The following is a 24,812-nucleotide window of genomic DNA, read 5'->3' as shown; positions in this document are numbered from 1 at the left end:
CATTGATCGCGGGGCGCAAAAACCTCCAACCACATGGGTTGCCACGGCGGCACACCACCCACGACCCCACACCTCACCCCGCCTCCCACCAACGACTCCGCCCCCGCCCTTTTCGCCGGTTTGCCTCGTTTATCATCGCCGCCCACTGTTCCTCAGGCGTACGCGTGTCACTCAGCAGAAGATGCCCAAAGCTAGGCACAATCTTGGCGGGGTCAGGCGGGTCGGAAACCGGGACGGCTAAAGCGGCGTCTGTTCTACTCATGTGGCAACGCTAACGCTCGACCGACGCACCACATGAGACGTTACTCCAACATGAGCGAGACACCCAATCCAGCGACTGTTCCCCGATTGACGGCACACGCACTGCGCGCTATGCGCGCACCGCCAACCGGGGTGGCTAAGCCGCTAATGTCAGACCTTCATGTTGCGGAGGATGATGCAGTCCTCCTTCCATTCAATCGCGAGCCGGCTGCCAACCTCCCAGCCGACCCGGGACATCCACATGCCGCGTAGCCACAGGCAGGGGATGCGGTTGCTGGCCAGGTCGCGCTACCCGGTCGGATCTTGGATTGCCCTCACCCGAAGGGTCTCGGGCTTGGTGAAGTAGAGGCGGCCTTTAGGCTTGTTGTCGCTGCCGCTATTGCCGTTGTTATCAGAGCTTGAAACTGTCATACGAAACCTCGTCAAGAGTGTTCTCCCTCGTCGAAATGACGAGGGAGTCGGGAGGCTGACAACCGTACGTATCAACGGCGCGACGTATTTCCTCGGGGGTGTTTTATTCCGCCACCCTCCCGACGCACGACTTCCAAGCATGTTGATACGTAGAGCTGTCAGGCTCCGCGAGCACACCTTGCGAGATCACTCACGCGAAGTGAAGCAGGCTTCCGCGCATGATATTTCGGAGATGGCGAGAAACGCCAACGACGCGACGCAATCGAGTCAGAAATTGCGATTTCACCGTGGGAGAACGCCAACCGCATCACATCAGCGCCAAGAATCCGTCAGCTCCGCCAATCTTCAGACAGCCCGGTTTAAATGTCGCAATCGCCAGCACTTGCGGCTTCACGCTGACTCTAGCGCGATGCGTGACAACTCTGCTGCACCTTCTACTGTCGAACTCACGACCTCCGTCCTCTCTCCAGCAGAGGCTTAAGATCGATTCGCCCTGAGACCTTCAAGGTCTTCGGCGTCCATTGTGCTGGTGAAATCCCAGCTTGCGATCGGTTCAAGCACCCCGGCGGCCAACCGGGTGACCCATTCGGGCTTCGGGCACCAGGTGAATGTATGCTCCCCAAGGTAGGCCGTCTGTACGTGCACCATCGCCTCTTCCCAGTACATCTGACGCAACAGTGCCTCGAACTTGTCCAGCCAGTCGCGGACTTCGAAGTCGACCTCCTTGAGCGACGCCGCAAAGTGAAATGGCCGCCCCTTGTAGGTAATCAAATAGTCTGTTGCTGGGGGCCAGCCAAACATATGGCGGGACATAGGCGGCCAGCCATCCGCATCGGGCAGTGCTCCCAAGACGCTCTCGTTGTGCAGCTCGAGGGTGCGATCATTGGCCCCAAGTCGCTTCGAAAGTTCCTCGCAGCCGTTTGCGGCGGATCCTGACCACGCCTCCTTGATGTAGCCATAGATGAAGGTATGCACGCCCATTACATCCCCCACTCACTGATTCACCCACTAATGTGTTGGACCGGCCAGAATTAGAGCGATGTACAGGTCATGCACCAACCCTGATCCGTCCGCGCGATGCTATCTCCAGAATCAAGCGCCAATCGAAATCGATGCAAAGTCGCGTCAGGACGGAGTTTTCCGCCCGTTTCCAGCGCATAGCGAGCCAATTCAACTCTTTATACAGCGTCGCATTGTCCTGAGAGATGCGCACCTCTCGAATGAAAGGAATGGCGGCATCGAAGACGTGAATCAATGTCGTACGATAGTTCAGATAAAGAATCTTTTCGTCGTAGATTCCATTGCGCGCGCCAACAGCCAGTGCCTCAAAGTAGTTAAGAATATAGCGAAGGCTCGCAGCGTCTTCTGACTTGATGCCCGGATGCACCGCCAGCAACTTGACATCATCACTAGCACGATGCGCTCGCAGCGCCCGGATCCCTGCAACGAAGTTCTCGTCGTTCCGGGCCGAGAAAACCAAGTCTGAGCTTTGCTTTCTGCGCGCCAGAATGATGGTCGTTCGCAATGACCATATGGCGATCACCACGCCCATGATCACCGCAAAGTTGCGAACCTTTTCCCCGAGAAAATCCACATCACTTCCCTGCACTGATATCACTTTCCTTTCCCAGCAGTTGCCCGCCGCATGGCGGGCAACTGCTAAGGTCGTTCAGATCCAGTCGAAACCGTCACACATAAACCCTTCCTTTTCTCAGATCACCACCGAAACCTAGCTTTGGCGAATTCAAGAGTCAATTGACAAGGTCCTCTTCAATGGCCGCGAGGGCACTCCAGAACCGCATCATCACTAGGTGCAGTGCCAGTTTGCGTCCATAGCTGCTTTCCAGCTGCACAGTGTCGCGACCAGCTCAACCTGCGGTGGAATTCTAAAATGCACCGATGTAAATCGATTTGGTGACCCCGGCCCGATTCGAACGGGCGACCTTCCCCTTAGGAGGGGGACGCTCTATCCAGCTGAGCTACGGGGCCATGCGGGCGGAAGCATACCGCCGATGCGTGACGGGCCGGCATTGCACCGGCCCCGCATACAAGGATACCTGCATTCAGCGAGGTGACCAAGGCTGGCCACCCCGCAAACCCGCCGGAATCAGCGAATATCCAGCTCCGGGAAGCCCTTTACCAGCTCGTCCACGGCCTTGATCTGGGTCAGGAACGACTCGAGCGCGGCCAGCGGCAGTGCGCTGGGGCCGTCGCAACGGGCATGGTCCGGGTCGCGGTGGGCTTCCAGGAACAGGCCAGCCAGGCCGAGCGCCATGCCCGAACGGGCCAGTTCGGCCACCTGGCGGCGGCGGCCGCCGCTGGCTTCGCTGCCGGCGTCGCGGCGCTGCAGGCTGTGGGTGACGTCGAAGATGGCCGGCAGGCCGCCGGTGGACTCGATCATCTCGCGGAAGCCGAGCATGTCCACCACCAGGTTGTCGTAACCGAACTGGGAGCCGCGTTCGCACAGGATGATGTTCTCGTTCCCGGCTTCGCGGATCTTCGAGACGATGTGCTTGATCTGGGTCGGGCTGAGGAACTGCGGCTTCTTGATGTTCACCGCCCTGCCCGTTTCCGCGATGGCCACTACAAGGTCGGTCTGGCGGGCGAGGAAGGCGGGAATCTGCAGCACGTCGACCACTTCGGCCACGGGGGCAGCCTGGGCCACTTCGTGGACGTCGGTGATGACGGGGATGCCGAACTGGCGCTTCACTTCTTCAAAGATGCGCAGGCCTTCTTCCAGGCCGACGCCACGGAAGGACTTGATCGAGGAACGGTTGGCCTTGTCGAACGAGGCTTTGAAGACGTAGGGGATGCCGAGCTTGCGGGTGACCGTGGTGAAGTGTTCGGCCGCGTGCAGGGTGGAATCGAGGTCTTCCAGGACGTTCAGGCCGCCGAAGAGGACGAACGGGAGACGGTTTCCTACGGTTACGCCTTCGGCGACGGTGACGTTCATTCAGGTTCCTGGGGGATGTTCAGAAAGGGATTGTAACGGGTTGGATATGGGGGCGGTTTTGGGGGATTGCACGGGTGGTGGCTTGGTCGCGGAGAGCAGCCGGGCAAGCCCGGCTCTACGGCGCACCGCGAATGTCCATTGGCGCGCTGCGGCATAGCGCCACGAAGCAGGCTGATAGAATGGTGGGTCTGCACCCTTTTCGATACGCAACAGGAGTTTGCATGTCCTCTGCCCTGCTCAAGGCCCTTGGCCTGGATGCAACCAACGCTGGCACCTACCTTGGCAATGGCGAATGGTCCACGGCCAGCGCCGGGGTGATCACGCCGGTGAACCCGACCACGGGTGAAGCCATCGCCCAGGTGCATGCCACCACCGAGGCTGACTACGAGACCGTGGTCGCCCGCGCCCAGGAAGCCTTCAAGGTGTGGCGCACCACTCCGGCCCCGCGCCGTGGCGAAGCCGTGCGCCTGTGTGGCGAAGCGCTGCGCGCCAACAAGGACGCGCTGGGCTCGCTGGTCGCGCTGGAAATGGGCAAGAGCAAGCCCGAAGGCGACGGTGAAGTGCAGGAGATGATCGACATCGCCGACTTCGCCGTGGGCCAGAGCCGCATGCTGTACGGCTACACCATGCATTCCGAGCGCCCGGGCCACCGCATGTATGAGCAGTACCAGCCGCTGGGCCTGGTCGGCATCATCAGTGCGTTCAACTTCCCGGTCGCGGTGTGGGCGTGGAACTCGTTCCTGGCGGCCATCTGCGGTGATATCTGCATCTGGAAGCCGTCCAACAAGACCCCGCTGACTGCAATTGCCTCGATGCGCATCTGCAACGAAGCGCTGCGCGATGCCGGCTTCCCGGACATCTTCTTCCTGATCAACGACGCCGGCACGGCGCTGTCGGAAAAGCTGGTGGAAGACCGCCGCATTCCGCTGATCAGCTTCACCGGCTCCACCCAGGTGGGCCGCACGGTGAACGAAAAGGTCGCGCGCCGCCTGGGTCGCTGCCTGCTGGAACTGGGCGGCAACAACGCCATCATCCTGGACGAAACCGCCGACCTGAAGCTGGCCGTGCCGGGCATCGTGTTTGGTGCCGTGGGTACCGCGGGCCAGCGCTGCACCACCACGCGCCGCCTGATCGTGCACGAATCGATCTACGACAACGTGCTGGCCACGCTGAAGAAGGCGTACAAGCAGGTCGAAGGCAAGATCGGCGACCCGACCGATGCCGCCAACCTGATGGGCCCGCTCAACAGCGACAGCGCGGTGCAGCAGTTCCTGGCGTCGATTGAGAAGGCCAAGGCCAGCGGCGGCACGGTGGAAACCGGCGGCACGCGCATTGATCGCCCGGGCAACTTCGTGCTGCCGGCGATTGTCACCGGCCTGAAGAACAGCGACGAAGTGGTGCAGCACGAAACCTTCGCGCCGATCCTGTACGTGATGAAGTACAGCACGCTGGACGAAGCCATCGACATGCAGAACGGCGTGCCGCAGGGCCTGTCGTCGTCGATCTTCACCCAGAACCTCAAGGCGGCCGAGCGCTTCCTTTCGGCGGCCGGTTCGGACTGCGGCATCGCCAACGTCAACATCGGCACCTCGGGTGCGGAAATTGGTGGCGCGTTCGGTGGCGAGAAGGACACCGGCGGTGGTCGTGAGTCGGGTTCGGATGCGTGGAAGGTCTACATGCGTCGCCAGACCAACACCATCAATTATTCGGATTCGCTGCCCTTGGCTCAGGGCATCAAGTTCGATCTGTGATGGCGAGCGTGCCAGCCAATGTGCCGACCAACGGTCGGCACCTACCGGGGGCGGTCAATGTTCCCGATGGCCGGCGCGTGCTGGATTTCACCGGCCGCCGCGTTCTGGTGGCCGGGGGCAGCAAGGGCATTGGCCGGTGCATGGCACTGGCCTTTGCCTCGGCGGGGGCCCACGTTTCTGTGTGTGCGCGTGGCGAGGCCGGGTTGGCCGCGCTGCGGGCGGATGCAGCGCAGGCCGGTGTGACGATCCACACCGTGCCAGCCGACCTGGGCCGGGCCGAGGACATCCAGCGCTGGCTGGAGACGGCTGCCGAGGCGCTGGGCGGCATTGATGTGCTGGTGAACAACGCCACCGGCTACGGCATGGCCGACGATGACGCCGGCTGGGAGGCCAGCCTCAACGTGGACCTGATGGCGGCAGTGCGCACCTCGCGGCTTGCCCTGCCCTGGCTGCGGCAGGCCACCGACGCCTGCATTCTCAATCTGGGCTCGATTGCCGGGATGCAGCCGCGTCCGGGGGCCGCGCCCTACGCCGCCGCCAAGGCGGCGCTGATGCACTACACCACCTCGCAGGCGCTGGGCCTGGCGGCAGACCGCATCCGGGTCAACGCCATCGCGCCTGGCTCGATCGAGTTCCCGGACGGTCTGTGGGCCCGCCGGCAAACCGAAGACCCCGCCCTGTATCACGGCACGCTGGCCAAGATTCCGTTCGGCCGCTTCGGCGCGCCGGAGGAAATTGCCGACGCGGCGCTGTTCCTGTGCTCCCCGCTTGCGCGCTGGATCACCGGCCATACCCTGGTGGTGGACGGCGGCCAGGTGCTGATGGGCTGAGACCTGCGTCAGAATTCCGGCGGTTTTGATGGGCTAATGCCCAGTCAGGCTCTATCATGTAGGTCCTGCCATGGAGGACCCGGATGAACCTGCCCGTACGTCAAACCAACACCATGGCGTTGATCAGCCTGATCGCCGGCATTCTGGGCTGGACCGCCCTGCCCGCGCTGGGCAGCATCGTGGCGATCATCACCGGGCACATGGCCCGCGGCGAGATCCGGCGCAGCCCGGAAACCCAGGAAGGCGACGGTTTGGCTTTGGCCGGGCTGATTCTGGGGTATCTGATGGTGGGGTTGTGCCTGCTGGGTATCCTGCTGTTCGTGCTGTTCCTTGGCGGTCTGCTGTGGATGGTCCCCAACTATTCATGAGGTGCGCATGAGTCCTTCTGACGCCACCGAGCGCTTCAGCAACCGCGTCGCGGACTATGTCCGCTACCGGCCGGGCTACCCGCCGGCGCTGCTGGACTGGCTGCACCACGAGATGGGCGTGCCCACCGAAACCCTGGTGGCCGACATTGGTGCCGGCACCGGCATCTCCACCCGGCTGTTCCTGGCCGCCGGCCACCCGGTGATCGCGGTGGAACCGAACGCGGCCATGCGCAACGCCGCCGACGCCTGGCTCAGCCCGGACTATCTGCGCCTGAAACTGGTGGACGGCACCGCCGAAGCCACCACCCTGGCCGACGACAGCGTGGGTCTGGTCAGCGCGGCGCAGGCCTTCCACTGGTTCGACATGGAAGCAGTGCGCTCAGAATGGCGGCGCATCCTGCATCCGGGTGGACAGGCACTGGTGTTCTGGAATTCGCGCCTGCTGGATTCCTCGCCGTTCCTGATCGGCTACGAGCAACTGCTGCTGGAATTCGGCACCGATTACACCGAGGTGGCCGAGCGCTACCAGGACGACGCCACCATGAAGGCCTGGTTCGGCAGCGGCTTCCGCGCCATGGCCAGTTTCCCCAACGTGCAGCACATGGACGCCGACGGCCTGCGTGGCCGGCTGCTTTCTTCCTCGTACGCACCGCCGCCGGAGCATCCGCGCCACGCGCCGATGCTGGCGGCCCTGCAACAGCTGTTCGACGCGCACGCGGTCGACGGTCGCATTGCCTTCGAGTATCAAACCCGTGCCTTCATCGGCACGCTGGACTGACTGGACCCTATGTATTCCCTTGCCCGTCCCCTGCTCTTCTCGCTTGATGCCGAACGCGCCCACGGCCTGACCCTGAGCGCGCTGGACATGGCCTACCGCACCGGCACCACGCCGCTGCTGGCGGCCCGCTCCGCGCCGCTGCCGACGAATGTGTTCGGGCTGCGCTTCCCCAATCCGGTGGGCCTGGCCGCGGGACTGGACAAGAACGGCGATCACATCGACGCGCTGTTCGCGCTGGGCTTTGGCTTCGTGGAGATCGGCACGATCACTCCGCGCCCGCAGGAAGGCAATCCCAAACCGCGCCTGTTCCGGCTTCCGGAGCAGCAGGCGATCATCAACCGCATGGGCTTCAACAATGCGGGCGTGGACGCGCTGGTGCGCAACGTGGAGCGCAGCCGCCGTCGCACCGGGCTGCTGGGCATCAACATCGGCAAGAACAAAGACACGCCGAACGAAAACGCATTCGACGACTACCAGCACTGCCTGCAGAAGGTGTATCCGCTGGCGGACTACATCACGGTGAATATCTCCTCGCCGAACACCGCCGGGCTGCGCGAGCTGCAGGAGGAAACCGCACTGCGGCAGCTGGTGTCGCAGCTGCGCGAGAGCCAGGAAGCACTGGCCGCACAGCACGGTCGCCGCGTGCCGATGCTGGTGAAGGTTGCCCCGGACCTGAGCGACCGCGACATCGATGCCGCTGCGCGTGTGCTGGGCGAATTGAATGTGGACGGCGTGATTGCCACCAACACCACCGTTGACCGCAGCCTGATTGCCGGCAGCCCGCTGGCCTCGGAAGCCGGTGGACTTTCCGGTGCACCGCTGCTGAGCCAGAGCACCCTGGTACTGCGCCGCCTGCGCGCGCGCCTGCCCGAGTCGGTGCCGCTGATCGGCGTGGGCGGCATCGTGTCCGGCGCGGATGCGGTGGCCAAGATGGCGGCCGGTGCGGCGCTGGTGCAGTGCTACAGCGGCCTGATCTTCCGTGGCCCTTCGCTGGTGCACGAGTGCGTGGAAGCCATCCGCCGCCGTCGTGAAGCCCCCAGCCGTGGTGCGGTGGCCCCCCTATGAGTGACGCAATGCCTGCAATGACCGCCTGGTCGCTGACCGAAAACGCCTCGCTGAAGGCGCTGAACACCTTCCACGTCGACGCCAGTGCCGAGCGCCTGCTGGAACTGCACGACGTCACCCTGCTACCGGAAGTCCTTGCCCTGCCGCCGGTGGCCGGCAAGCCGCTGCTGGTGCTGGGTGCCGGCAGCAACGTGCTGATTGCCGACGACGTGGCGGGCACCGTGCTGGTGTTTGCCAACCGCGAGATCACCGCACTGGAACACCGCGCCGACCACACCGTGGTGCGCGCCGGGGCCGGAGTGAACTGGCATGGGCTGGTGATGTGGTCGCTGCAGAACGGGCTGTCCGGTCTGGAGAACCTGGCGCTGATTCCCGGCACCGCCGGTGCCGCGCCGATCCAGAACATCGGCGCGTATGGCGTGCAGGTGGACGAGTTCATCAACGCCGTGGAAGCCTGGGACCGCGCCGAGCAGACCTGGGTGCGGCTGGAAGCTGAGGCCTGCCAGTTCGGCTATCGCGACAGCGTGTTCAAGCATGAGCCGGACCGCTACCTGATCACCGCCATCGAACTTCGCCTGCCGCTGCTGCATGACCTGCGCGTGGGTTATGCCGGCATCGCCGAGGAAATGCAGGCGATGGGCGTGGAACTGCCGGTGGCCGCCGACGTGGCCAACGCGGTGATCGCGATCCGCCGCCGCAAGTTGCCCGACCCGGACGTGCTGGGCAACGCCGGCAGCTTCTTCAAGAACCCGGTGCTGCCGCTGGACCAGGTGGATGTGCTGCTGCAGCAGTACCCGGACATTCCGGTGTACCCGGCCGCGCAGGACACCCACCGCAAGGTGTCTGCCGCGTGGATGATCGAAACGTGTGGCTGGAAGGGCTACCGCGACGGCGACGCCGGCGTGGCTCCGAGCCATGCGCTGGTGCTGGTGAACCACGGCAACGCCACCGGCGGCCAGCTGCTGGATCTGGCGCGACGCATTTCTGCTTCCGTGCTGGAAAAGTTCGGCGTGCCCATTGAACCCGAGCCGCGCCTGATCGGCGCACAGTGGTGACCCCCGCCCCGGCCCTGCCCGCCCCCACGCCGATGCGGGCGGCGCTGCTGATGCTGGGCAGCACGATGGCGTTTGGCCTGATGGCCATCGCCATCCGCTATGCGACCGCGCATGTGCCGACCCAGGAAGTCGCGTTCTTCCGCAATGCGTTCGGGCTGGTGGCACTGCTGCCGATGCTGCTGCGTTCGGGGCCGAAGGTGTTCCGTACCCAGCAGCTGCCGCGCTACCTGCTGCGCAGCCTGATCGGGCTGGCCTCGATGCTGTGCGCGTTCTGGGCGATCGGGCATCTGCCGATCTCGCAGGCAATTTCCCTTTCCTATGCCACGCCGTTGTTCGTGACCATCGCCGCGGTGTTGCTGCTGGGCGAAGTGGTGCGCGTGCGGCGCTGGGCCGCCGTGGTATGTGGCTTCATCGGCGTGCTGATCATCGTGCGCCCCGGCGCGGACTCGTTTACCCCCGGCGTGCTGGTGGCGGTGCTGGCAGCACTGTTGAGTTCGCTGGTGGCGATCCAGATCAAGCAGCTCACCCGCGTGGACGGTGCCGATACCGTGGTGCTGTACACGTATGTGTTCTGGGTGCCGCTGTCGCTGGTGCCGGCACTGTTCACCTGGGTGTGGCCGACCGGTATCGCCTGGGTGTGGCTTGCGGCAACCGGCGTGCTCGGCACCGTGGGCCAGTTGCTGTGGACCCGGGCATTACGGCTGGGCGAAGTCTCCGCACTGACCCCGATCAGCTTCATGCAGCTGCCGCTGGTGACCCTGCTGGGCTGGTTGCTGTTCAACGAAACGATTGATCGTTACACCGTGATCGGGGCCAGCATCATCCTGGGAGCCAACGCCTACATCGCACACCGCGAGGCGGTGCTGGCGCGCCGCGCGGCCTCCAACGCCGCCACGCAGGCCGCTCATCCGGAATAACGGCACACCCCGCTTACCCGCGCGATGCTGGACGACACCGTAGAGCCACGCCCTGCGTGGCTGACCTCAACAGACTCATTAAGCGTCACCAATGTCCATTTAAGTAGACTTTTCGACCTTAAAGCGTCATATATGGCGCTTTAAATAAACGAAAATGAAATCTCATAAAGCGCCACTATTGACACTTCTCGTGGGAAATGAGACATAAAGCGCCATGAGGGTCACTTTATGCGCATCCAAACCACCAGCACCGACGACGCCATCCTAATCGAACTGGGCCAACGCTTGGCCACCCTCCGCTTGTCTCAGGACATAACCCAGGAGCAGCTCGCCTCAGCCGCCGGCGTCTCCAAGCGAACGGTGCAACGCCTTGAAGACGGCTCTCCCGCCCAGCTTGTAAACCTGATCCGCTGCCTACGTGTACTGGGCCAGTTGACTGCACTGGACGCGCTCCTGCCGCCGGATGCCCCCAACCCAATCGATCTGCTGGAACGCCGCGGGCAAGCTCGACAGAGGGCGCGACCTTCGGTCGCCGAGCCACCGCCTACGCCTTGGGTATGGGGTGACCAGAAGTGAGCACTACCGCCGAAGTACGCTTGTGGGGCAGCCGCATCGGCGCTGTCAGCCTGGTCGACGGTGCACGTGTGGCCGACTTCGCCTATGACCCGCAGTTTGCCAACTCAGGTATCGAGGTCGCGCCACTGATGATGCCCTTGGCAGCCCGGCGGACCTATCGCTTTCCAGATCTGGCGACAAACAGTTTTCACGGTCTCCCCGGCCTGCTTGCAGACGCCCTGCCCGACAAATACGGCAACACGCTGATCGACGCCTGGCTGGCCACGCAGGGCCGTACCCCGCAGAGCTTCAACGCGATTGAGCGCCTGTGCTACACCGGCACCCGAGGCATGGGTGCGCTGGAGTTCGCGCCCGTACATGGTCCCCGCGTCCGCACCGCGCAGCGAATTCAGATCGATGCACTGGTTTCCTTGGCCAGCGAAGTACTCAGTCATCGGGACAACCTGCGTGGATCCTTCGGTGACGAGTCCCGTGCCGATGCTCTGCGCGACATCCTGCGTGTCGGCACCTCGGCCGGTGGTGCCCGCGCCAAGGCCGTGATCGCCTGGAACGAAAAAACCGGAGAAGTGCGCTCGGGACAAGCCGTGGCCGATGCAGGCTTCGGCTATTGGCTGCTCAAGTTCGACGGCGTGCGCAATAACCGCGACAAGGAACTGGCCGACCCCAAGGGCTACGGCGCGGTCGAGTATGCGTACTTCCTGATGGCACGCGAAGCGGGCATCAACATCAGCGAATGTCGCCTGCTGGAGGAAGGGGGCCGCCGCCATTTCATGACCCGGCGCTTCGACCGCGACACGAATGGCAACAAGCACCACATGCAGTCGTTGGCGGCCATCGCTCACCTCGATTTCAACAACGCCAGCGCCTACAGCTACGAACAAGCGCTACTGATAATGCGCCAGTTGAACCTACCGATGGAACAACTGGAAGAGCAGTACCGTCGCATGGTGTTCAACGTGATCGCCCGCAACCAGGATGACCACGTCAAGAACATCGCCTACCTGATGGATCGGCAAGGACGCTGGTCGTTGTCGCCGGCGTTTGACATCACCTGGGCGTACAATCCGAGTGGCGACTGGACCGCGCGTCATCAGATGTCGATCCAGGGCAAACGGGAAGACTTTGCGCTTGAAGATCTTGCGGCATGCGCTCGCACCGCTTCACTCAGTGCACCGAGGGCGCGTGACATCGTGGAACAGGTACGCGCCAGTGTGGGCCAGTGGCAACGCTTTGCCGAAGCCGCTGCAGTGCAGCCGGACTGGCGTACCCAGATCGCGGCCAGCCTGCGAACTGACCTTCGTTGAGCCCCGGATAAGCATCCCCCCACCTGCACTCACCCGTCGGTGGAAACCGTCAACGCCTCCCACTCCTGCAGCTCCTGTTCCAGCGCCTCCAGCTTCGCGCGCACCAACTGCAGGGCGTCACTTCCCAAAAGCAGATGCACGGGAGGCTCCGGAGTATCGATGACGGCAAGCATCGCCCGCGCCGCCTTCTGCGGATCACCCAACTGCTTCCCACTAACCTCCTGCCTCCGCTGGCGGATGGGATCGAACAAGGCGTCATAGTCGGTAATCGTGCGCGGGCTGCGTACCATCGAACGACCCGCCCAGTCGGTGCGGAATGAACCGGGTGCGACCGAGGTCACGCGGATACCCAGCGCGGCCACTTCCTTGCCCAGCACCTCGCTGATGCCCTCCAAAGCAAACTTGCTGCCGCAGTAGTACGCGATCCCCGGCAGGGTGATGAACCCGCCCATCGAGGTGATGTTGAGAATATTCCCCTCGCGGCGCGCCCGCATGTGCGGCAGAACGGCCTGCATCATCGCCACCGCCCCGAACACATTGACCTCAAACTGTCGCCGCATCTCCTCCAGCGGGGACTCCTCCAGCACGCCCTCATGGCCATAGCCGGCGTTGTTGACCAGCACGGAGATGGGCCCGATGTCCGCTTCAATCGCATCCACCAAAGGAGCGATCGCAGCAGTATCGGTGACATCCAGCACTCGGGCGAATGCACGCCCTGCGCCCAGTGCTTCGAAGTCCTTCGCCGCCTGCTCGGAACGAACCGTGCCCACAATCCGGTGCCCGGCGGCGAGCGCCTCTTCTGCAAGTGCGCGGCCGAAGCCACTGCTGACGCCGGTAATAAGGAGGAGTTTCGAAATTGACATGATGGCCTCGACGTTGTGGAGAGGAGTGCATAATAGGAATTCCCTGGTCGCACCATAAGACCATCCCGCCTTGATTTATTGCCTATTCCTATGAGTCGCCGGTCCTCGCAAGCACCCTCCCCTGTGGCTGGAGACCAGCTGCCGCTGGCTCCGCTGGTGCAGGCGCTGGCTCCGCGCGAGGGCTACACGCAGACGGCATTGGAGAGCGTGCGCCTGCTGCGCTCAAACCGGCCGCTGGCAAAGGCCCCGGTGCTGTACGACCCGGGCATCGTCATCGTCTGCCAAGGCCGCAAGCGCGGGTACTTCGGTCAGCAGACCTATGTGTATGACGCACATCAGTACTTGGCCGTCTCGGTGCCGGTTCCGTTCACCATGGAAACCGATGCCACCGCAGACGAACCTCTGCTCGCGGTGTACCTGCATCTGCAGTTTCCGCTGGCAGCCGAGTTGATGCTGGAGATTGACCACCACGGCGGCGCACCGGCGAATGCAGTACCGCAAAGCATGATGTCCAGTCCGATCGATGCTCCGTTGCACCAGGCCGTACAGCGGCTGCTGCAGGCGCTGGCGACACCGATGGACGCCGCTGTGCTGGGGCCGAGCCTGCTGCGCGAACTCTACTACCGCGTGCTTACCGGTCCGCAGGGCCACACATTGCGCGCCGCGCTTGCCCAGCAAGGCCACTTCGGTCGAATCGGTAAAGCGCTGCAGTACCTGCATACCGCATACGCGCAGCCGTTGACTGTGGCGAAGCTTGCGAATGAGGCTGGCATGAGCGCGCCTTCCTTCTACAGCCATTTCAAAGCCGTAACGTGCGCTTCGCCCATGCAGTACCTGAAGTCCACTCGCCTGCATCAGGCACGTCTGTTGATGGTGCGCGAAGGAATGACCGCAGCAGCGGCCTGCCATGCGGTGGGTTATGAGAGCAGCTCCCAGTTCAACCGGGAGTTCAAGCGGTTGTTCGGGCTGACGCCGGCGCGAGAGGTGCGACGCATGCGCGAGGCATTTGCGGTGCCTGCGACGCCAGGTGCGATCGGATTCGTTTCATCGCATTGATTGCGATGCGTTGACGCGCATGGTGCGTCACTACAGGGGCGATGTGGATTGGTTTACGCGGCACTCGCCCCGACCGCAGCCCAACTGCGTGCTGCGGCATCCACTACATTGTTCGGTGCGAACTGGTCCTGCATGTAACGCAGGGCCTGCAGCCGCTGGCTCGGCGGACGCGCGGCCGCGCCCGGTTCCAGCAGGAGGTCATGGAACTCCTGGATGTCGTGCAAGATCCGCCAGTGACGGTAGCAGGCCAACCGGACCGGGTCGAGCGTTACCGGGCCATAGCCCTCGGCAAAACCAGGCGGGTCGTCGCGGCCCCAACGTCCGCCAACGCCGGCCCCGATGAACATCAGGTCGCGCTCGCGCGGCGCGCGCAGCATGCCGTCCCAGTCGATCAGGCACAGGCCACCGTCGGGGCGCAGCAGCACGTTGCCAGCGTGCACGTCACCATGGCAGAGCACGGCAGTGGCAGATTGACCGGACAACTGGGCGCGCAACTGCACGCAGCGCTGCCAGACGTCGGCGATCAACGGCCGGTACATGCGCCAGGTCTGGCGGTAGCGCTCGGCCAGTTCATCGGAAATCGGCCAGTGGGCATCGCCCCCCTGCAACCACGCCCCTACCCGCTCCACCGCGGGCTCGTCCTCGAGCTGCGGCTGGGCCAATGGTGCCAGCAGCGCGGCCGGCACGTTGGCGTCGTGCACGCTGCGCAGCACCTGCCCGAGCCGGTGCCACTGTTCTCGGGAAAGCGCGGCCTCGAAGCCGGACTGGCCTTCGATGTAGGGGAACAATGTCCATTGCAGGCCGTCGGCGAGCACGGCCGGCGCGCCGTTACGCGTGATCTGCGGGGCAGCGACTTCGGTCAGCTGCAACTCGGTACGCAAATACTGCAGCACGTTCCAGACGGCATCGCCCACCGCATAGCGGCGGCACTTCAACCACCAGCGTGCGCCGTCCTGGGCGACGATCTGGTACACGGTGGCCCCGGCGTCAGCGCCGGCCGGGCGCTGCACCACCTGTTCAGCGTGCACGTCGTAAGCCTGCGCCAAGACTGCGGCAATCTGCGCGACCGATAACTCCTGGGGATGCCGCATGTGTTTCCAATTGAGACGTGCGTGGAATGACTATCTCAGAAACGCTGGGTGGCAGATAGGCAGTCCGTCACGATTGCGCGATGGCTGATCCACGCCCGGCTGAGCCCAGCCAGCACCGCGAAGCCACGCAGGGCGTGGCTCTACGACTGATCATTGCATGGCCCACGCCTGCAGCTCGCGCTGCAGGAGCGCCTCCACTTCCTCCCGCTGGAACTGGGTGGCAAACAGCGGCACCGCAAATACATACTGCACGCCTTCGTTCTCACGCCGGATCACGTACGCCAACTGCAAACGCGCCAGCGAATGCCGCAGCTGCTCCGGATCCACTTTCACCCCAGCGGCATCGAATCCCGCCAGCAACTGCAGCAACGACACACCCTGCGCCCCACCCGGTCCGAGCTGGGCGCTGGCAATGCGATACACCACGATGCGGTCGATCCGGCAGGCGGCCGGGGCCGGACTCAACCGTGCCCAGCCGGCCAGTGCATCAAACACCGGCTCGGCGGTGAGCGCGGCATGCAGCTGCGCTGGCTCGATCACCCGCTGCCCGCGCGCCAGCTGGCCGAGCAGGTACTGGCAGACGATGGCGACCAGATTGGCACGGCGACCGCAGGCGGCCACCAGCCGCTGCGGCAGATCCGGGTTGGCGAAGTGCACGCCCAGCCGGGCCATCGGCTCGGTGGCCAGCTGCTGGCACGCTGTTTCTTCCAGCCCACCAATGTGGATCACCTCACCGAAGTTGCGCAGCGGCGAGGCGAAGTCCAGGGTCACCGCTTCGTACAGGTCCCAGAAACCGGCCAGCATGAAGTGGCACTTTCCTTCCTCGCTCAGTGCGCGCAGCGCGGCCAGCTGCGGGTAGTCCTGGGCTGCTTCGGCGCGCAGGAACAGATCCGTTTCGTCGATCAGCAGCAGCACGCTGCGGCCGTGGGCACGCTCGGACAACGCGGCGACGCACGCATCGATGCCACTGTCTTCAGGCAACCCCAGCTCCACGGCCAGACGCACGGTCAGGCGATGGTCGCGCAGCGAAACGTACTGGCAATGCACGCGCGGGTGGCCGTCGAACCGGCGCTCAATCGCCTTCATCAAACTGGTCTTGCCCAGCTGCCGTCCGCCGACCAGCAGGTAGTTGCCGGGCTCGCGGTTGAGCACGCGCGCCAGCAGCGACTCACGGCCGAAGAACGCGGTCGGTCGGGTGATGCCGCCGTGGGTCTGGTACGGCGAGATGCGGGTGATCTTCAGCTGCCGCGCCAGCAGCGCGACCAGGGTGTCCTGTGCACCGGGCTGCAGCAGCCAACGGGTCTGGGTCACCTGGTCCAGGCACACGCACAGGTTGGCCGGGTCATCGGCGTATTGCATCAGCGCCAGCTCGGTGGCCGTTGATGGGCTGACCACCAGCACCACGTCCTGGCCGTTGGGCAGGCTGCGCAGCTGCTGCACGATGGCTTCGCCGCTCAGCGCCGGGTCTGGCAGGTACAACCACAGTTTTTCCAGTGCGATCGGCAGCGTGGTGGGCAGGGTCCATTCGCGCACGGTGCCGTTCAACGGCCAATCGCGGGCGGCAGCGTCCACCGCGCCAATGCGTGCGGCCAGTTGCACCGCACGCGTGCTGGGCGTGGCCTGCACGTGGCGCAGGGCGTCGCGCCAGCGGGTGCTGGCAATGCCGGCCTGCTGCAGCACGCGCTCGCGCATGCGCAGCCAGCCCAACTGGCGGTCGAAGGTCGGCATGCGCTGCAGCGGATGGTCGAGCAGGCTTCGCGGTTCACGTGCGACGTCAGCCACTTCCGGTCGCAGGCGCCACCACAGCACGACCAGGCCCACCAGTGCCAGCACGCTCAGCACCAGGATCAGGGTCAGCCACTGCCCGGCTGTCCACGGTTTGTTGCTGCGACAGTCCATCGCCAGCCAGCGCTGCGGCGGCGAGGGATTGCCCGGCTGGCAGGTCCAGCGCTCGGTACGTGGGTCGAGCGTGTGCTCCAGCACCGTGCCGCGCAGGCCACTGTTCTCCGGGAAGCGGCTGGTGAAGCGCAGGCGCAGCACGAACGGGGCCGGTAGCTCGGCCGACAGCGTGGCTTCGGCCGGGTCATGCACACCGGGCACCTTCACTTCCTTGGGCCACTGCCCATCCATCAGCCAGCGACCATGCGCCTCTTCGCGCAGCAGCGTGGTGTCGATGCGCGCCGACTGCATCAGCATCATGCTTTCGCCGTCGTGCTTGATCTTCCACAACACCCACGGGTTGATCCACGGGGCGACGAACAGCGTGCCGAAGAAACCGATGGCACCCACAATCAGCGCCAGACGCACCCAGCGCCAGGCGCTCCATCCCTCAAAACCGATCATGCCGGTTGGGCCTCCAGCCCTTCATTGACCTGCTGTACGGCCAGACGGATGGCTTCGCAGCGCCACTCCAGCCATGCACCGTCGGCGTGGCTGCGCGCGGCCAGCAGATTCTCCCAGTACAACTGCCGCAGCAGCGGGTCCATCAGATACGGGCGGGCAGCGGCGATGCGCTCGCGCGGCAGCCATCCGTTGATCGTGCTGCGGGCACTGGGCTCGCGCAGGATCGGCAGCAGCGCTTCCCACAGACGCGGATGGGTGGACAGGGTCTGGTTGAGTGCAGCGTCGTCGAGACCTTCGCTGCCCTGCCCGGCCATCAGGTTCAATGCGGCCTGTGCCAACAGCGGGTGCCCCCCGGAGACGTGCAATGCGCGCTGCAGCACCGCGTCCGGCAAGCCGGTCGCGTGCCGCTGCAGATCATCCACACTCAGTTCCGGCCAGCTTTCGGTCGCGGCGATGTTGAGCAGCGAAAGGTCGCCGCCCTGGTACTTCAGGTCAGCCAGCGCCGCGCCGCCGCAGATCAGCAGGTGCAGCTTGCCGCTGTGCATCTCGCTCAGGCTGCGCAGAATGCCCGCCAGCACATCGCGCGGACCCGCCGCGCCCTGCTCGAAACGACTGACCAGACAGAACAGCGGGCCCGGCTGTTGCAGCCGGCGTGCCAGTGCGACTTCAAACCCGGCATCAGAACTCACGTTCTCCAACCCGCATTGCGCCGCCAGCAGCGCGAAGTAATCCTCGTCGCCCTCGCCTGCGCGGAACGGCGGCTGCAGATGCAGCACGCGGTCCTGGCCGTAGCGGCGGCTTGCTTCTGCGAGCATTGCCGCACGTTCCGGCGGCTGGCCCCAATGGGCCTGGGTGAGCAGCAGCGCCACCGGGTACGGGCGCAGCAACTGCAGGCGGTCGAACAACGCGGTGACGGCCGCCGGCACGGTCAACTGGACCGGCGTGGGTGCAGGTTCGCCCGCGCCTTCTGCCGGGTACTCCGGCTCAAACCCGGCTGACTGCAGCAGCGCGTTGCACTCGGCTTCGGTCAGGCGCAGGTAGTTGGCGCAGGCCAGCACCCGGTCGCGGTGGCGGCGGCTGGGGCGCGAGGTGCCCGCGCGCCAGTTGTTGACCGCTTCACGGCTGATGCCGATTTCGCTGGCAACGCCGCCTGCACTGGCCCGGATCCGCCGCATATGGCGGGACAACAGGTCCGAAAACTCCGGAACGGGCATGCAGACAGACCAGAAGGGTGAAGGTGTGCTCACCCTACCGTGGCCGGAAACCGTGTCAACCATCATCGCGTGGGCCTCGTGCTGCCTGGATCAGGCCGCCGGCAGGGCCGGCTCCCGGGGCACGATCAGCTTGCGGGTGAGCAGCAGGTGCACCACGAAGGCCAGGATGGCCAACATGCCCAGCGCCACGCACAGGCGGCCCAGCACCGCGCCGAGGCCCTGCATGCCCTGCAGACGGTCGGCGCGCTCGAAGTTGGCCGGGTTGGCGCGGGCGTAGGCGACCTGCACCTGGGCGTCTTCTTCCAGGTATTGGCCCGCGCTGTCCTCGGCGGTCATGAACTCGCCCTTGTAGGGCACGCCGTTGGCTTCAAAGGTGTAACTGAAGTGGTACTTCAGCGTGGTGCGGCCCTTTCGGCGGGATTCCTCGATGCGATCCAGCTTGACCGGGGCCTGCACGGTGACCGCGTCCTTGAGGATGGCCTGGGCCTGGTTGTGGCCGCTGATCGCGGAGGTGACGAAGACGGCGGCCGCGATGAGGTAACCGACGATGCAGAGCCAGCGCGAGACGCTGACGAAGCGGGAGTGGGAGGCGGCTGAAACTGGAATGCTGATCATGTGGTTCCCCAGGTGGATGCAAGGCCGGCAGCGGTGTGCTGTGGCAGTGGGGAAAGTGTGGGGATTGGGGTGGTTGACTTGAATCCGTAGCCTGTCAACTTGGCGGGTTGGGCGGTTGACGATGCGTCAAGTTGGAGGTCAATCGCAGTGCGTAGGACCGGTAGCGTCGGTCGACAGACGACGGCCGTGGAGCGCGCATCATTCGGTAACGCATGACAAACAGCGAAACTGCAGAGCGTCCAGGTATCACTCAAAGAGGGGAAAGACCGCGATCAGCCTCGTATCCGGCAACGCCACATCAACATCCTCCATCGCACTGCGCACAACCAACGTTGCGGTGACCGCCTCACGACTGAACATCAACACCGACACGCACCGAAACGAATTGCGATCCCGCAGTGGTGCGTGGGCCGGCCAACGGCCGGCGCTACCCTTTCGATCAAGGTCATGCGTTACAGAACGTTGCAGTGCTATCGGCAGTCGTCTTGCGACCGACTCTACCGTGCCCCAGTCACCTCGTGCCCGTCCGCGAACGGATTCGCCAGCACTGGGCGGCGTAGCCCACGAGGAACACCACGAAGCATCCCAGCAACGCCTGCAGCACCACCGGTGCCATCGGCGCAGCCGCGATGGGATGCGAGACGGGAAGACGCGTCAGGGTTTCGTTGATGCCCGGCACCAGTGACAGCAGGAAGCTGAAAGACAGCGCGAACGTGGACAGGTAAGGCGCGAGTCTGCCCAGCCAGCGCATGCGTGCCGCGAGCACGCCGCCGAACGCGATCAGCAGCACCACCACGCCAAACGCGTGGCCCGGATTGAGTCCTCCCGTACTCGAGACCGTGAAGGACGACAGCACCGAAAGCACGAGTCCGACGAGATAGATTTTCCCCGATCGTGTGGCCGGATCGATGGCGCGGTGGCGGACGAATCCGTACGCGCCAGCGACCAGGGGAATCAGGCTTAGCGCGGTGTGCAGTACGCCAAGTGTGGAAAGGGCATGGGCCATGGGAATCTCCAGAATGATTGCATTAAACCTACCAGTAGGTAGGCTGCGTACTCGAACAAAAGGCCCGCCAATGGCAGGCCCATCCTCGCGTTACTTGGTTGGCGTCAGACGCGCGATCTGCAGCCTTGCCAACGCCGCGAAAGTATTCGCATCGCCGAAACCACGCGCCGCGAGCATGGCACCGTGTACGGCGGCCATGAATGCCTTGGCCTCGTCCTCCGCACTGCCCTGCAACCTAAGCTGACCCTGCGCGGCCCCCTTCTCCAGGGTGAGTGCCAGCCATCCGGCCAGGTCCTCGAAATGGCCGCGCACCTCGGTGGCGATCTCCGGCGGGATCAACGGCAGTTCGGCCGCCAGCATGGCGCAGATGCAGAACGACGACGTGCCACCGGCGATGCAGGCGGACCAGTAATCGACATAGGCCTGCAGTTCGCGCAAGGGGTCAGCGAGTTGGCGGTCCAACAGCGCCAGGCCGTCACGGGCCTCGGCGCGGTATAGAACCACCACGGTGCGCACCAGTTCGGCCTTGCTGGGGAAATGGTGATGGATGCTCGCCTTGCTGATGGCGACCCGCTCGGCGATGTCGGCATAGCTGAAACCGTTGTAGCCGCCGGCCTCGAGCAAAGCACGGGCGTGGCTGACGATTTCGGTGGCTTTGGGGGAGAGGTCGGGCTGCATGTATGCCACTCTACTAGTAGGTAGATTGACGGTCAACCCCACGGCCGGCGCTGCCGTTCGTTTCAGGTCATGCGTTACAGAACGTTGAAGGGTTCATGGCGGTCGTCTGTCGACCGACCCTACCCGGGATTCATTTCCCGAGAGCCCGAGGCGATCGTGTTCACCAGCAAACGCCCGGCAATCGTCCGAGACCATTCGCGATTGGCACACCCCACAAACAACAAGGGCACCTTTCGGTGCCTTTGTTGGTCAACGGCAGCGGGGCAGAGCCCCGCTCTACCTCATTCCCACTCGATCGTTGCCGGCGGCTTGCCGGAGATGTCGTAGACCACGCGGGAAACGCCGCGCAGTTCGTTGATGATGCGGTTGCTCACCGTGCCGAGGAAGTCGTACGGCAGATGCGCCCAGTGTGCGGTCATGAAATCGATGGTTTCCACCGCGCGCAGTGCGATCACCCACTCATACGCACGGGCATCGCCGACCACGCCGACCGACTTCACCGGCAGGAAGACGGCGAAGGCCTGGCTGGTCTTGTCGTACAGATCGGCCTTGCGCAGTTCGTCGATGAAGATGGCGTCGGCCTTGGCCAGCAGCTCGGCGTACTCACGCTTCACTTCGCCGAGGATGCGCACGCCCAGGCCCGGGCCGGGGAACGGATGGCGATAGACCATGCTGCGCGGCAGGCCGAGTTCGACGCCGAGGCGACGCACTTCGTCCTTGAACAGTTCGCGCAGCGGTTCCACCAGGCCCAGCTTCATGTGTTCCGGCAAACCGCCTACGTTGTGGTGGCTCTTGATGACGTGCGCCTTGCCGGTCTTGCTGCCGGCCGACTCGATCACGTCCGGATAGATGGTGCCCTGCGCCAGCCACTTGGCGTTGCTGAGCTTGTTGGACTCTTCATCGAAGATGTCCACGAACAGGTTGCCGATGATCTTGCGCTTGGCCTCCGGGTCGCTCACGCCTTCCAGCTTGGCGAAGTAGCGGTCGGCGGCGTTGACGCGGATCACCTTGACGCCCATGTGCTCGGCGAACATCGCCATCACCTGGTCGCCTTCCTGCCAGCGCAGCAGGCCGGTGTCGACGAACACGCAGGTGAGCTTGTCACCAATCGCCTTGTGCAGCAGTGCGGCCACAACCGAGGAATCAACACCACCGGACAGACCGAGAATTACTTCGTCGTCGCCGACCTGCTCGCGCACGCGGGCGATCTGGTCGTCGATGATGTTGGCGGCGGTCCACAGGGTCTGGCAGCCGCACACGTCGACCACGAAACGACGCAGCAGGGTCTGGCCCTGCAGGGTGTGGGTCACTTCCGGGTGGAACTGCACGCCGTACCAGCGCTTTTCCTCGTTGGCCATGGCGGCAACGGGAATGCGGTCGGTGGTCGCGGTGATGGTGAAGCCCGGAGGAGCCTTCGAGACGTGGTCGCCGTGGCTCATCCACACGTTCAGACGCGGCTCGCCGCCGTGGTCGCTCAGGCCGGAGAACAGCGCATCGGGATTGATGACGTTGACTTCGGCATGGCCGAACTCGCGCTGGTCAGCGGCTTCGGTGGCACCGCCGAGCTGTGCCGCCAGGGTCTGCATGCCGTAGCAGATGCCGAAGATCGGCAGGCCGCTGTCGAACACTTCCTGCGGCGCGGCCGGCGCGCCCGGCAGCGTGGTCGATTCCGGGCCGCCGGAAAGAATGATGCCCTTGGCACCGAACGCGGCAATCTCGGCCGGGTCGTGGTCCCATGCCCAGATTTCGCAATACACGCCGATCTCGCGGATGCGGCGGGCGATCAGCTGGGTGTACTGCGCGCCGAAATCGAGAATGAGGATCTTGTCGTTGTGAATGTTGGTCATGACGCCCAGCAATGCAGTGGTGAATACGAATATCGAAGAGGGCAACCGATGGCGGATAGAGAAAGAGGAACGGGAAGTGGCTTCCTCGTTCCTCTTTGCTCACCGGCGCATCAGGCGCGGTAGTTCGGCGGTTCTTTGGTGATCTGCACGTCGTGGACGTGGCTCTCACGCTGCCCTGCCCCGCTGATCTTGACGAACTTGGGCTGGGTGCGCATTTCGTCGACGGTGGCGCAACCCACGTAGCCCATGGTGGCGCGCAGGCCGCCCATCAGCTGGTGGATGATGCCGCCAACCGGACCACGATACGGCACGCGACCTTCGATGCCTTCCGGCACCAGCTTGTCGGCAGTAGCGGCGTCCTGGAAGTAACGATCCTTGGAGCCCTTTTCCATCGCGGCCAGCGAACCCATGCCGCGGTAGCTCTTGTACGAGCGACCCTGGAACAGTTCGGTTTCACCCGGGGATTCTTCGGTACCAGCGAGCAGGCCACCGACCATGATGGTCGAGGCACCGGCGGCCAGCGCCTTGCCGATGTCACCGGAGTAACGGATGCCACCGTCAGCGATCAGCGGAATGCGGTCCTGCAGGGCCTCAGCGACGAGGTCAATGGCGGTGACCTGCGGCACGCCGACGCCGGCAACCACGCGGGTGGTGCAGATCGAGCCGGGGCCGATGCCGACCTTGACCGCGTCTGCGCCGCTGTCCAGCAGCGCCAGTGCGGCTTCGCCGGTGCAGATGTTGCCGCCGATGACCTGCACCTGCGGGAAGTTCTTCTTGACCCAGCTGACGCGGTCCAGCACGCCCTGCGAATGGCCGTGCGCGGTATCGACCACGATCACGTCCACGCCAGCAGCAACCAGCGCTTCGACGCGACGGTCGGTATCGCCACCGACGCCGACAGCGGCACCCACCAGCAGGCGGGTGGCCAGATCCTTGGCCGCGTTCGGGTAGTCAGTGTTCTTCTGGATGTCCTTGACCGTGATCAGGCCACGCAGTTCGAAGGCGTCGTTGACCACCAGCACCTTTTCGATGCGGTTGCGGTGCAGCAGGTGCAGCACTTCGTCCGAAGCCGCGCCTTCCTTCACCGTGACCAGGCGATCCTTCTTGGTCATGATGTGGCGGACCGGATCGTCCAGCTCGGTTTCAAAGCGCATGTCACGGTGGGTGACGATGCCGGCCAGCAGGCCGTCGCTGCCCACCACCGGCACGCCGGAGATGTTGTGCGCGCGGGTCAGCGCCAGCACGTCACGGATGGTGGTTTCCGGACCGACGGTGATCGGGTCGCGGATGACACCGGCCTCGAACTTCTTGACCTTGGCCACTTCGGCGGCCTGCTGCTCAAGCGTCAGGTTCTTGTGGATGATGCCCATGCCGCCGAGCTGTGCCATGGCGATGGCCAGGCGTGCTTCGGTCACGGTGTCCATGGCGGCCGAAAGAATCGGCAGTTTCAGCTTCAGGTCGCGCGTCAGGCGCGTTTCCAGGCTGACGTCCTTGGGCAGGATCGTGGAATGAGCGGGGACGAGCGAGACGTCGTCGTAAGTAAGTGCTTCAGCCTGGATGCGCAGCATCGGCATACCCGAGATGTGGGGAAGCGCGACATTTTACCCTGATTTGCCGCCGATGGGCAGGGGGCGGATGCGACGCTGTGTCGCGCCGCACGACCTGGGCCGGCCAACGGCCGGCGCTACCGGGCGCGTCTGGGGTAGAGCCCCCGAAGTTCGGGGGCGGCCGCGAAGCGGCGGGGGCGTGGGTGGTGGTGAGGAGGGGCCCGCGGGTTGGCCCCCGGAACCTGGGGGGGGCCCCGCGCATTGGGTTTGGCGGAACCCCGTG

The 24,812-nt window shown here is 64.5% G+C and carries 22 protein-coding genes and 1 tRNA gene; 10 read left to right on the top strand and 13 right to left on the bottom strand.

Annotated features, from left to right (window positions below; genetic code table 11):
- Positions 1-1,149: 1,149 nt before the first annotated feature.
- From QMX83_RS10520 to kdsA, 4 genes are all read right to left on the bottom strand, one after another.
- Entirely contained in the window at positions 1,150-1,653 is a 504-nt protein-coding gene (locus QMX83_RS10520; protein ID WP_282296579.1) for a hypothetical protein, read from the bottom strand.
- A 67-nt stretch (positions 1,654-1,720) separates the two neighbouring features.
- On the bottom strand, positions 1,721-2,281 hold the full coding sequence (locus tag QMX83_RS10515; protein WP_282296578.1) for a DUF4760 domain-containing protein: 561 nt from the start codon (positions 2,279-2,281) through the stop codon (positions 1,721-1,723).
- Between the two features lie 303 nt (positions 2,282-2,584).
- Positions 2,585-2,661: transfer RNA gene (locus tag QMX83_RS10510), tRNA-Arg, on the bottom strand.
- 118 nt (positions 2,662-2,779) lie between these two features.
- A complete protein-coding gene (gene kdsA, locus QMX83_RS10505) occupies positions 2,780-3,625 on the bottom strand; it encodes a 3-deoxy-8-phosphooctulonate synthase (protein ID WP_125359844.1) in 846 nt (281 codons plus the stop codon).
- A gap of 221 nt (positions 3,626-3,846) precedes the next feature.
- Between kdsA and QMX83_RS10500 the strand changes: the two genes are divergently transcribed.
- The 9 genes from QMX83_RS10500 to QMX83_RS10460 all read left to right on the top strand — a co-directional run bounded on the left by QMX83_RS10500 (position 3,847) and on the right by QMX83_RS10460 (position 12,269).
- Complete coding sequence (locus tag QMX83_RS10500) at positions 3,847-5,376, top strand: aldehyde dehydrogenase family protein (RefSeq protein ID WP_282296577.1); 1,530 nt, start codon at positions 3,847-3,849, stop codon at positions 5,374-5,376.
- On the top strand, positions 5,376-6,206 hold the full coding sequence (locus QMX83_RS10495; RefSeq protein ID WP_282296576.1) for an SDR family oxidoreductase: 831 nt from the start codon (positions 5,376-5,378) through the stop codon (positions 6,204-6,206). Before QMX83_RS10500 ends, QMX83_RS10495 begins: the two co-directional genes overlap by 1 nt.
- A gap of 83 nt (positions 6,207-6,289) precedes the next feature.
- A complete protein-coding gene (locus QMX83_RS10490) occupies positions 6,290-6,574 on the top strand; it encodes a DUF4190 domain-containing protein (protein WP_282296575.1) in 285 nt (94 codons plus the stop codon).
- Between the two features lie 7 nt (positions 6,575-6,581).
- Positions 6,582-7,352 (top strand): class I SAM-dependent methyltransferase, encoded by a 771-nt coding sequence (locus QMX83_RS10485; RefSeq protein WP_282296574.1) that lies wholly within the window; start codon positions 6,582-6,584, stop codon positions 7,350-7,352.
- A gap of 9 nt (positions 7,353-7,361) precedes the next feature.
- Entirely contained in the window at positions 7,362-8,417 is a 1,056-nt protein-coding gene (locus QMX83_RS10480) for a quinone-dependent dihydroorotate dehydrogenase (RefSeq protein WP_282296573.1), read from the top strand.
- On the top strand, positions 8,414-9,472 hold the full coding sequence (murB, locus tag QMX83_RS10475) for a UDP-N-acetylmuramate dehydrogenase (protein WP_282296572.1): 1,059 nt from the start codon (positions 8,414-8,416) through the stop codon (positions 9,470-9,472). The genes QMX83_RS10480 and murB overlap by 4 nt, the downstream gene beginning before the upstream one ends.
- A gap of 32 nt (positions 9,473-9,504) precedes the next feature.
- Complete coding sequence (locus QMX83_RS10470; RefSeq protein WP_282296580.1) at positions 9,505-10,389, top strand: DMT family transporter; 885 nt, start codon at positions 9,505-9,507, stop codon at positions 10,387-10,389.
- A 228-nt stretch (positions 10,390-10,617) separates the two neighbouring features.
- A complete protein-coding gene (locus tag QMX83_RS10465) occupies positions 10,618-10,965 on the top strand; it encodes a helix-turn-helix transcriptional regulator (RefSeq protein WP_282296571.1) in 348 nt (115 codons plus the stop codon).
- Positions 10,962-12,269 carry a HipA domain-containing protein gene (locus QMX83_RS10460; RefSeq protein ID WP_282296570.1) on the top strand — a complete coding sequence of 436 codons (1,308 nt, stop codon included), beginning with the start codon at positions 10,962-10,964 and terminating at the stop codon, positions 12,267-12,269. The genes QMX83_RS10465 and QMX83_RS10460 overlap by 4 nt, the downstream gene beginning before the upstream one ends.
- 29 nt (positions 12,270-12,298) lie before the next feature.
- Here QMX83_RS10460 and QMX83_RS10455 read toward each other — a convergent pair whose 3' ends face one another.
- Positions 12,299-13,132, bottom strand: a complete 834-nt coding sequence (locus QMX83_RS10455) for an oxidoreductase (RefSeq protein WP_282296569.1) — start codon at positions 13,130-13,132, stop codon at positions 12,299-12,301.
- A 207-nt stretch (positions 13,133-13,339) separates the two neighbouring features.
- Here QMX83_RS10455 and QMX83_RS10450 point away from each other — a divergent pair, with 207 nt between their 5' ends.
- Complete coding sequence (locus QMX83_RS10450) at positions 13,340-14,188, top strand: AraC family transcriptional regulator (protein WP_282296568.1); 849 nt, start codon at positions 13,340-13,342, stop codon at positions 14,186-14,188.
- A gap of 53 nt (positions 14,189-14,241) precedes the next feature.
- On the opposite strand, the gene QMX83_RS10445 is transcribed toward QMX83_RS10450, so the two are convergent.
- The 8 genes from QMX83_RS10445 to guaB form a co-directional block, all read right to left on the bottom strand.
- Complete coding sequence (locus QMX83_RS10445; RefSeq protein ID WP_282296567.1) at positions 14,242-15,279, bottom strand: aminoglycoside phosphotransferase family protein; 1,038 nt, start codon at positions 15,277-15,279, stop codon at positions 14,242-14,244.
- A 150-nt stretch (positions 15,280-15,429) separates the two neighbouring features.
- Positions 15,430-17,622 carry an ATP-binding protein gene (locus QMX83_RS10440; protein WP_282296566.1) on the bottom strand — a complete coding sequence of 731 codons (2,193 nt, stop codon included), beginning with the start codon at positions 17,620-17,622 and terminating at the stop codon, positions 15,430-15,432.
- Positions 17,619-18,836, bottom strand: a complete 1,218-nt coding sequence (locus QMX83_RS10435; protein WP_282296565.1) for a hypothetical protein — start codon at positions 18,834-18,836, stop codon at positions 17,619-17,621. The genes QMX83_RS10440 and QMX83_RS10435 overlap by 4 nt, the downstream gene beginning before the upstream one ends.
- Positions 18,837-18,926: 90 nt before the next feature.
- Complete coding sequence (locus QMX83_RS10430; protein WP_282296564.1) at positions 18,927-19,451, bottom strand: DUF3592 domain-containing protein; 525 nt, start codon at positions 19,449-19,451, stop codon at positions 18,927-18,929.
- Between the two features lie 511 nt (positions 19,452-19,962).
- Entirely contained in the window at positions 19,963-20,457 is a 495-nt protein-coding gene (locus QMX83_RS10425; RefSeq protein ID WP_282296563.1) for a hypothetical protein, read from the bottom strand.
- 90 nt (positions 20,458-20,547) lie between these two features.
- On the bottom strand, positions 20,548-21,135 hold the full coding sequence (locus tag QMX83_RS10420) for a TetR/AcrR family transcriptional regulator (RefSeq protein WP_282296562.1): 588 nt from the start codon (positions 21,133-21,135) through the stop codon (positions 20,548-20,550).
- Positions 21,136-21,416: 281 nt separating this feature from the next.
- Positions 21,417-22,982, bottom strand: a complete 1,566-nt coding sequence (guaA, locus tag QMX83_RS10415) for a glutamine-hydrolyzing GMP synthase (protein ID WP_282296561.1) — start codon at positions 22,980-22,982, stop codon at positions 21,417-21,419.
- A gap of 110 nt (positions 22,983-23,092) precedes the next feature.
- A complete protein-coding gene (guaB, locus tag QMX83_RS10410) occupies positions 23,093-24,550 on the bottom strand; it encodes an IMP dehydrogenase (RefSeq protein WP_282296560.1) in 1,458 nt (485 codons plus the stop codon).
- Positions 24,551-24,812 lie beyond the last annotated feature (262 nt).

This window comes from Stenotrophomonas sp. PS02289, assembly GCF_029960115.1.
Classification (GTDB): domain Bacteria; phylum Pseudomonadota; class Gammaproteobacteria; order Xanthomonadales; family Xanthomonadaceae; genus Stenotrophomonas.
Note: the sequence above shows the minus strand (reverse complement) of the source record. Positions and strands in the feature narration are given on the sequence as shown.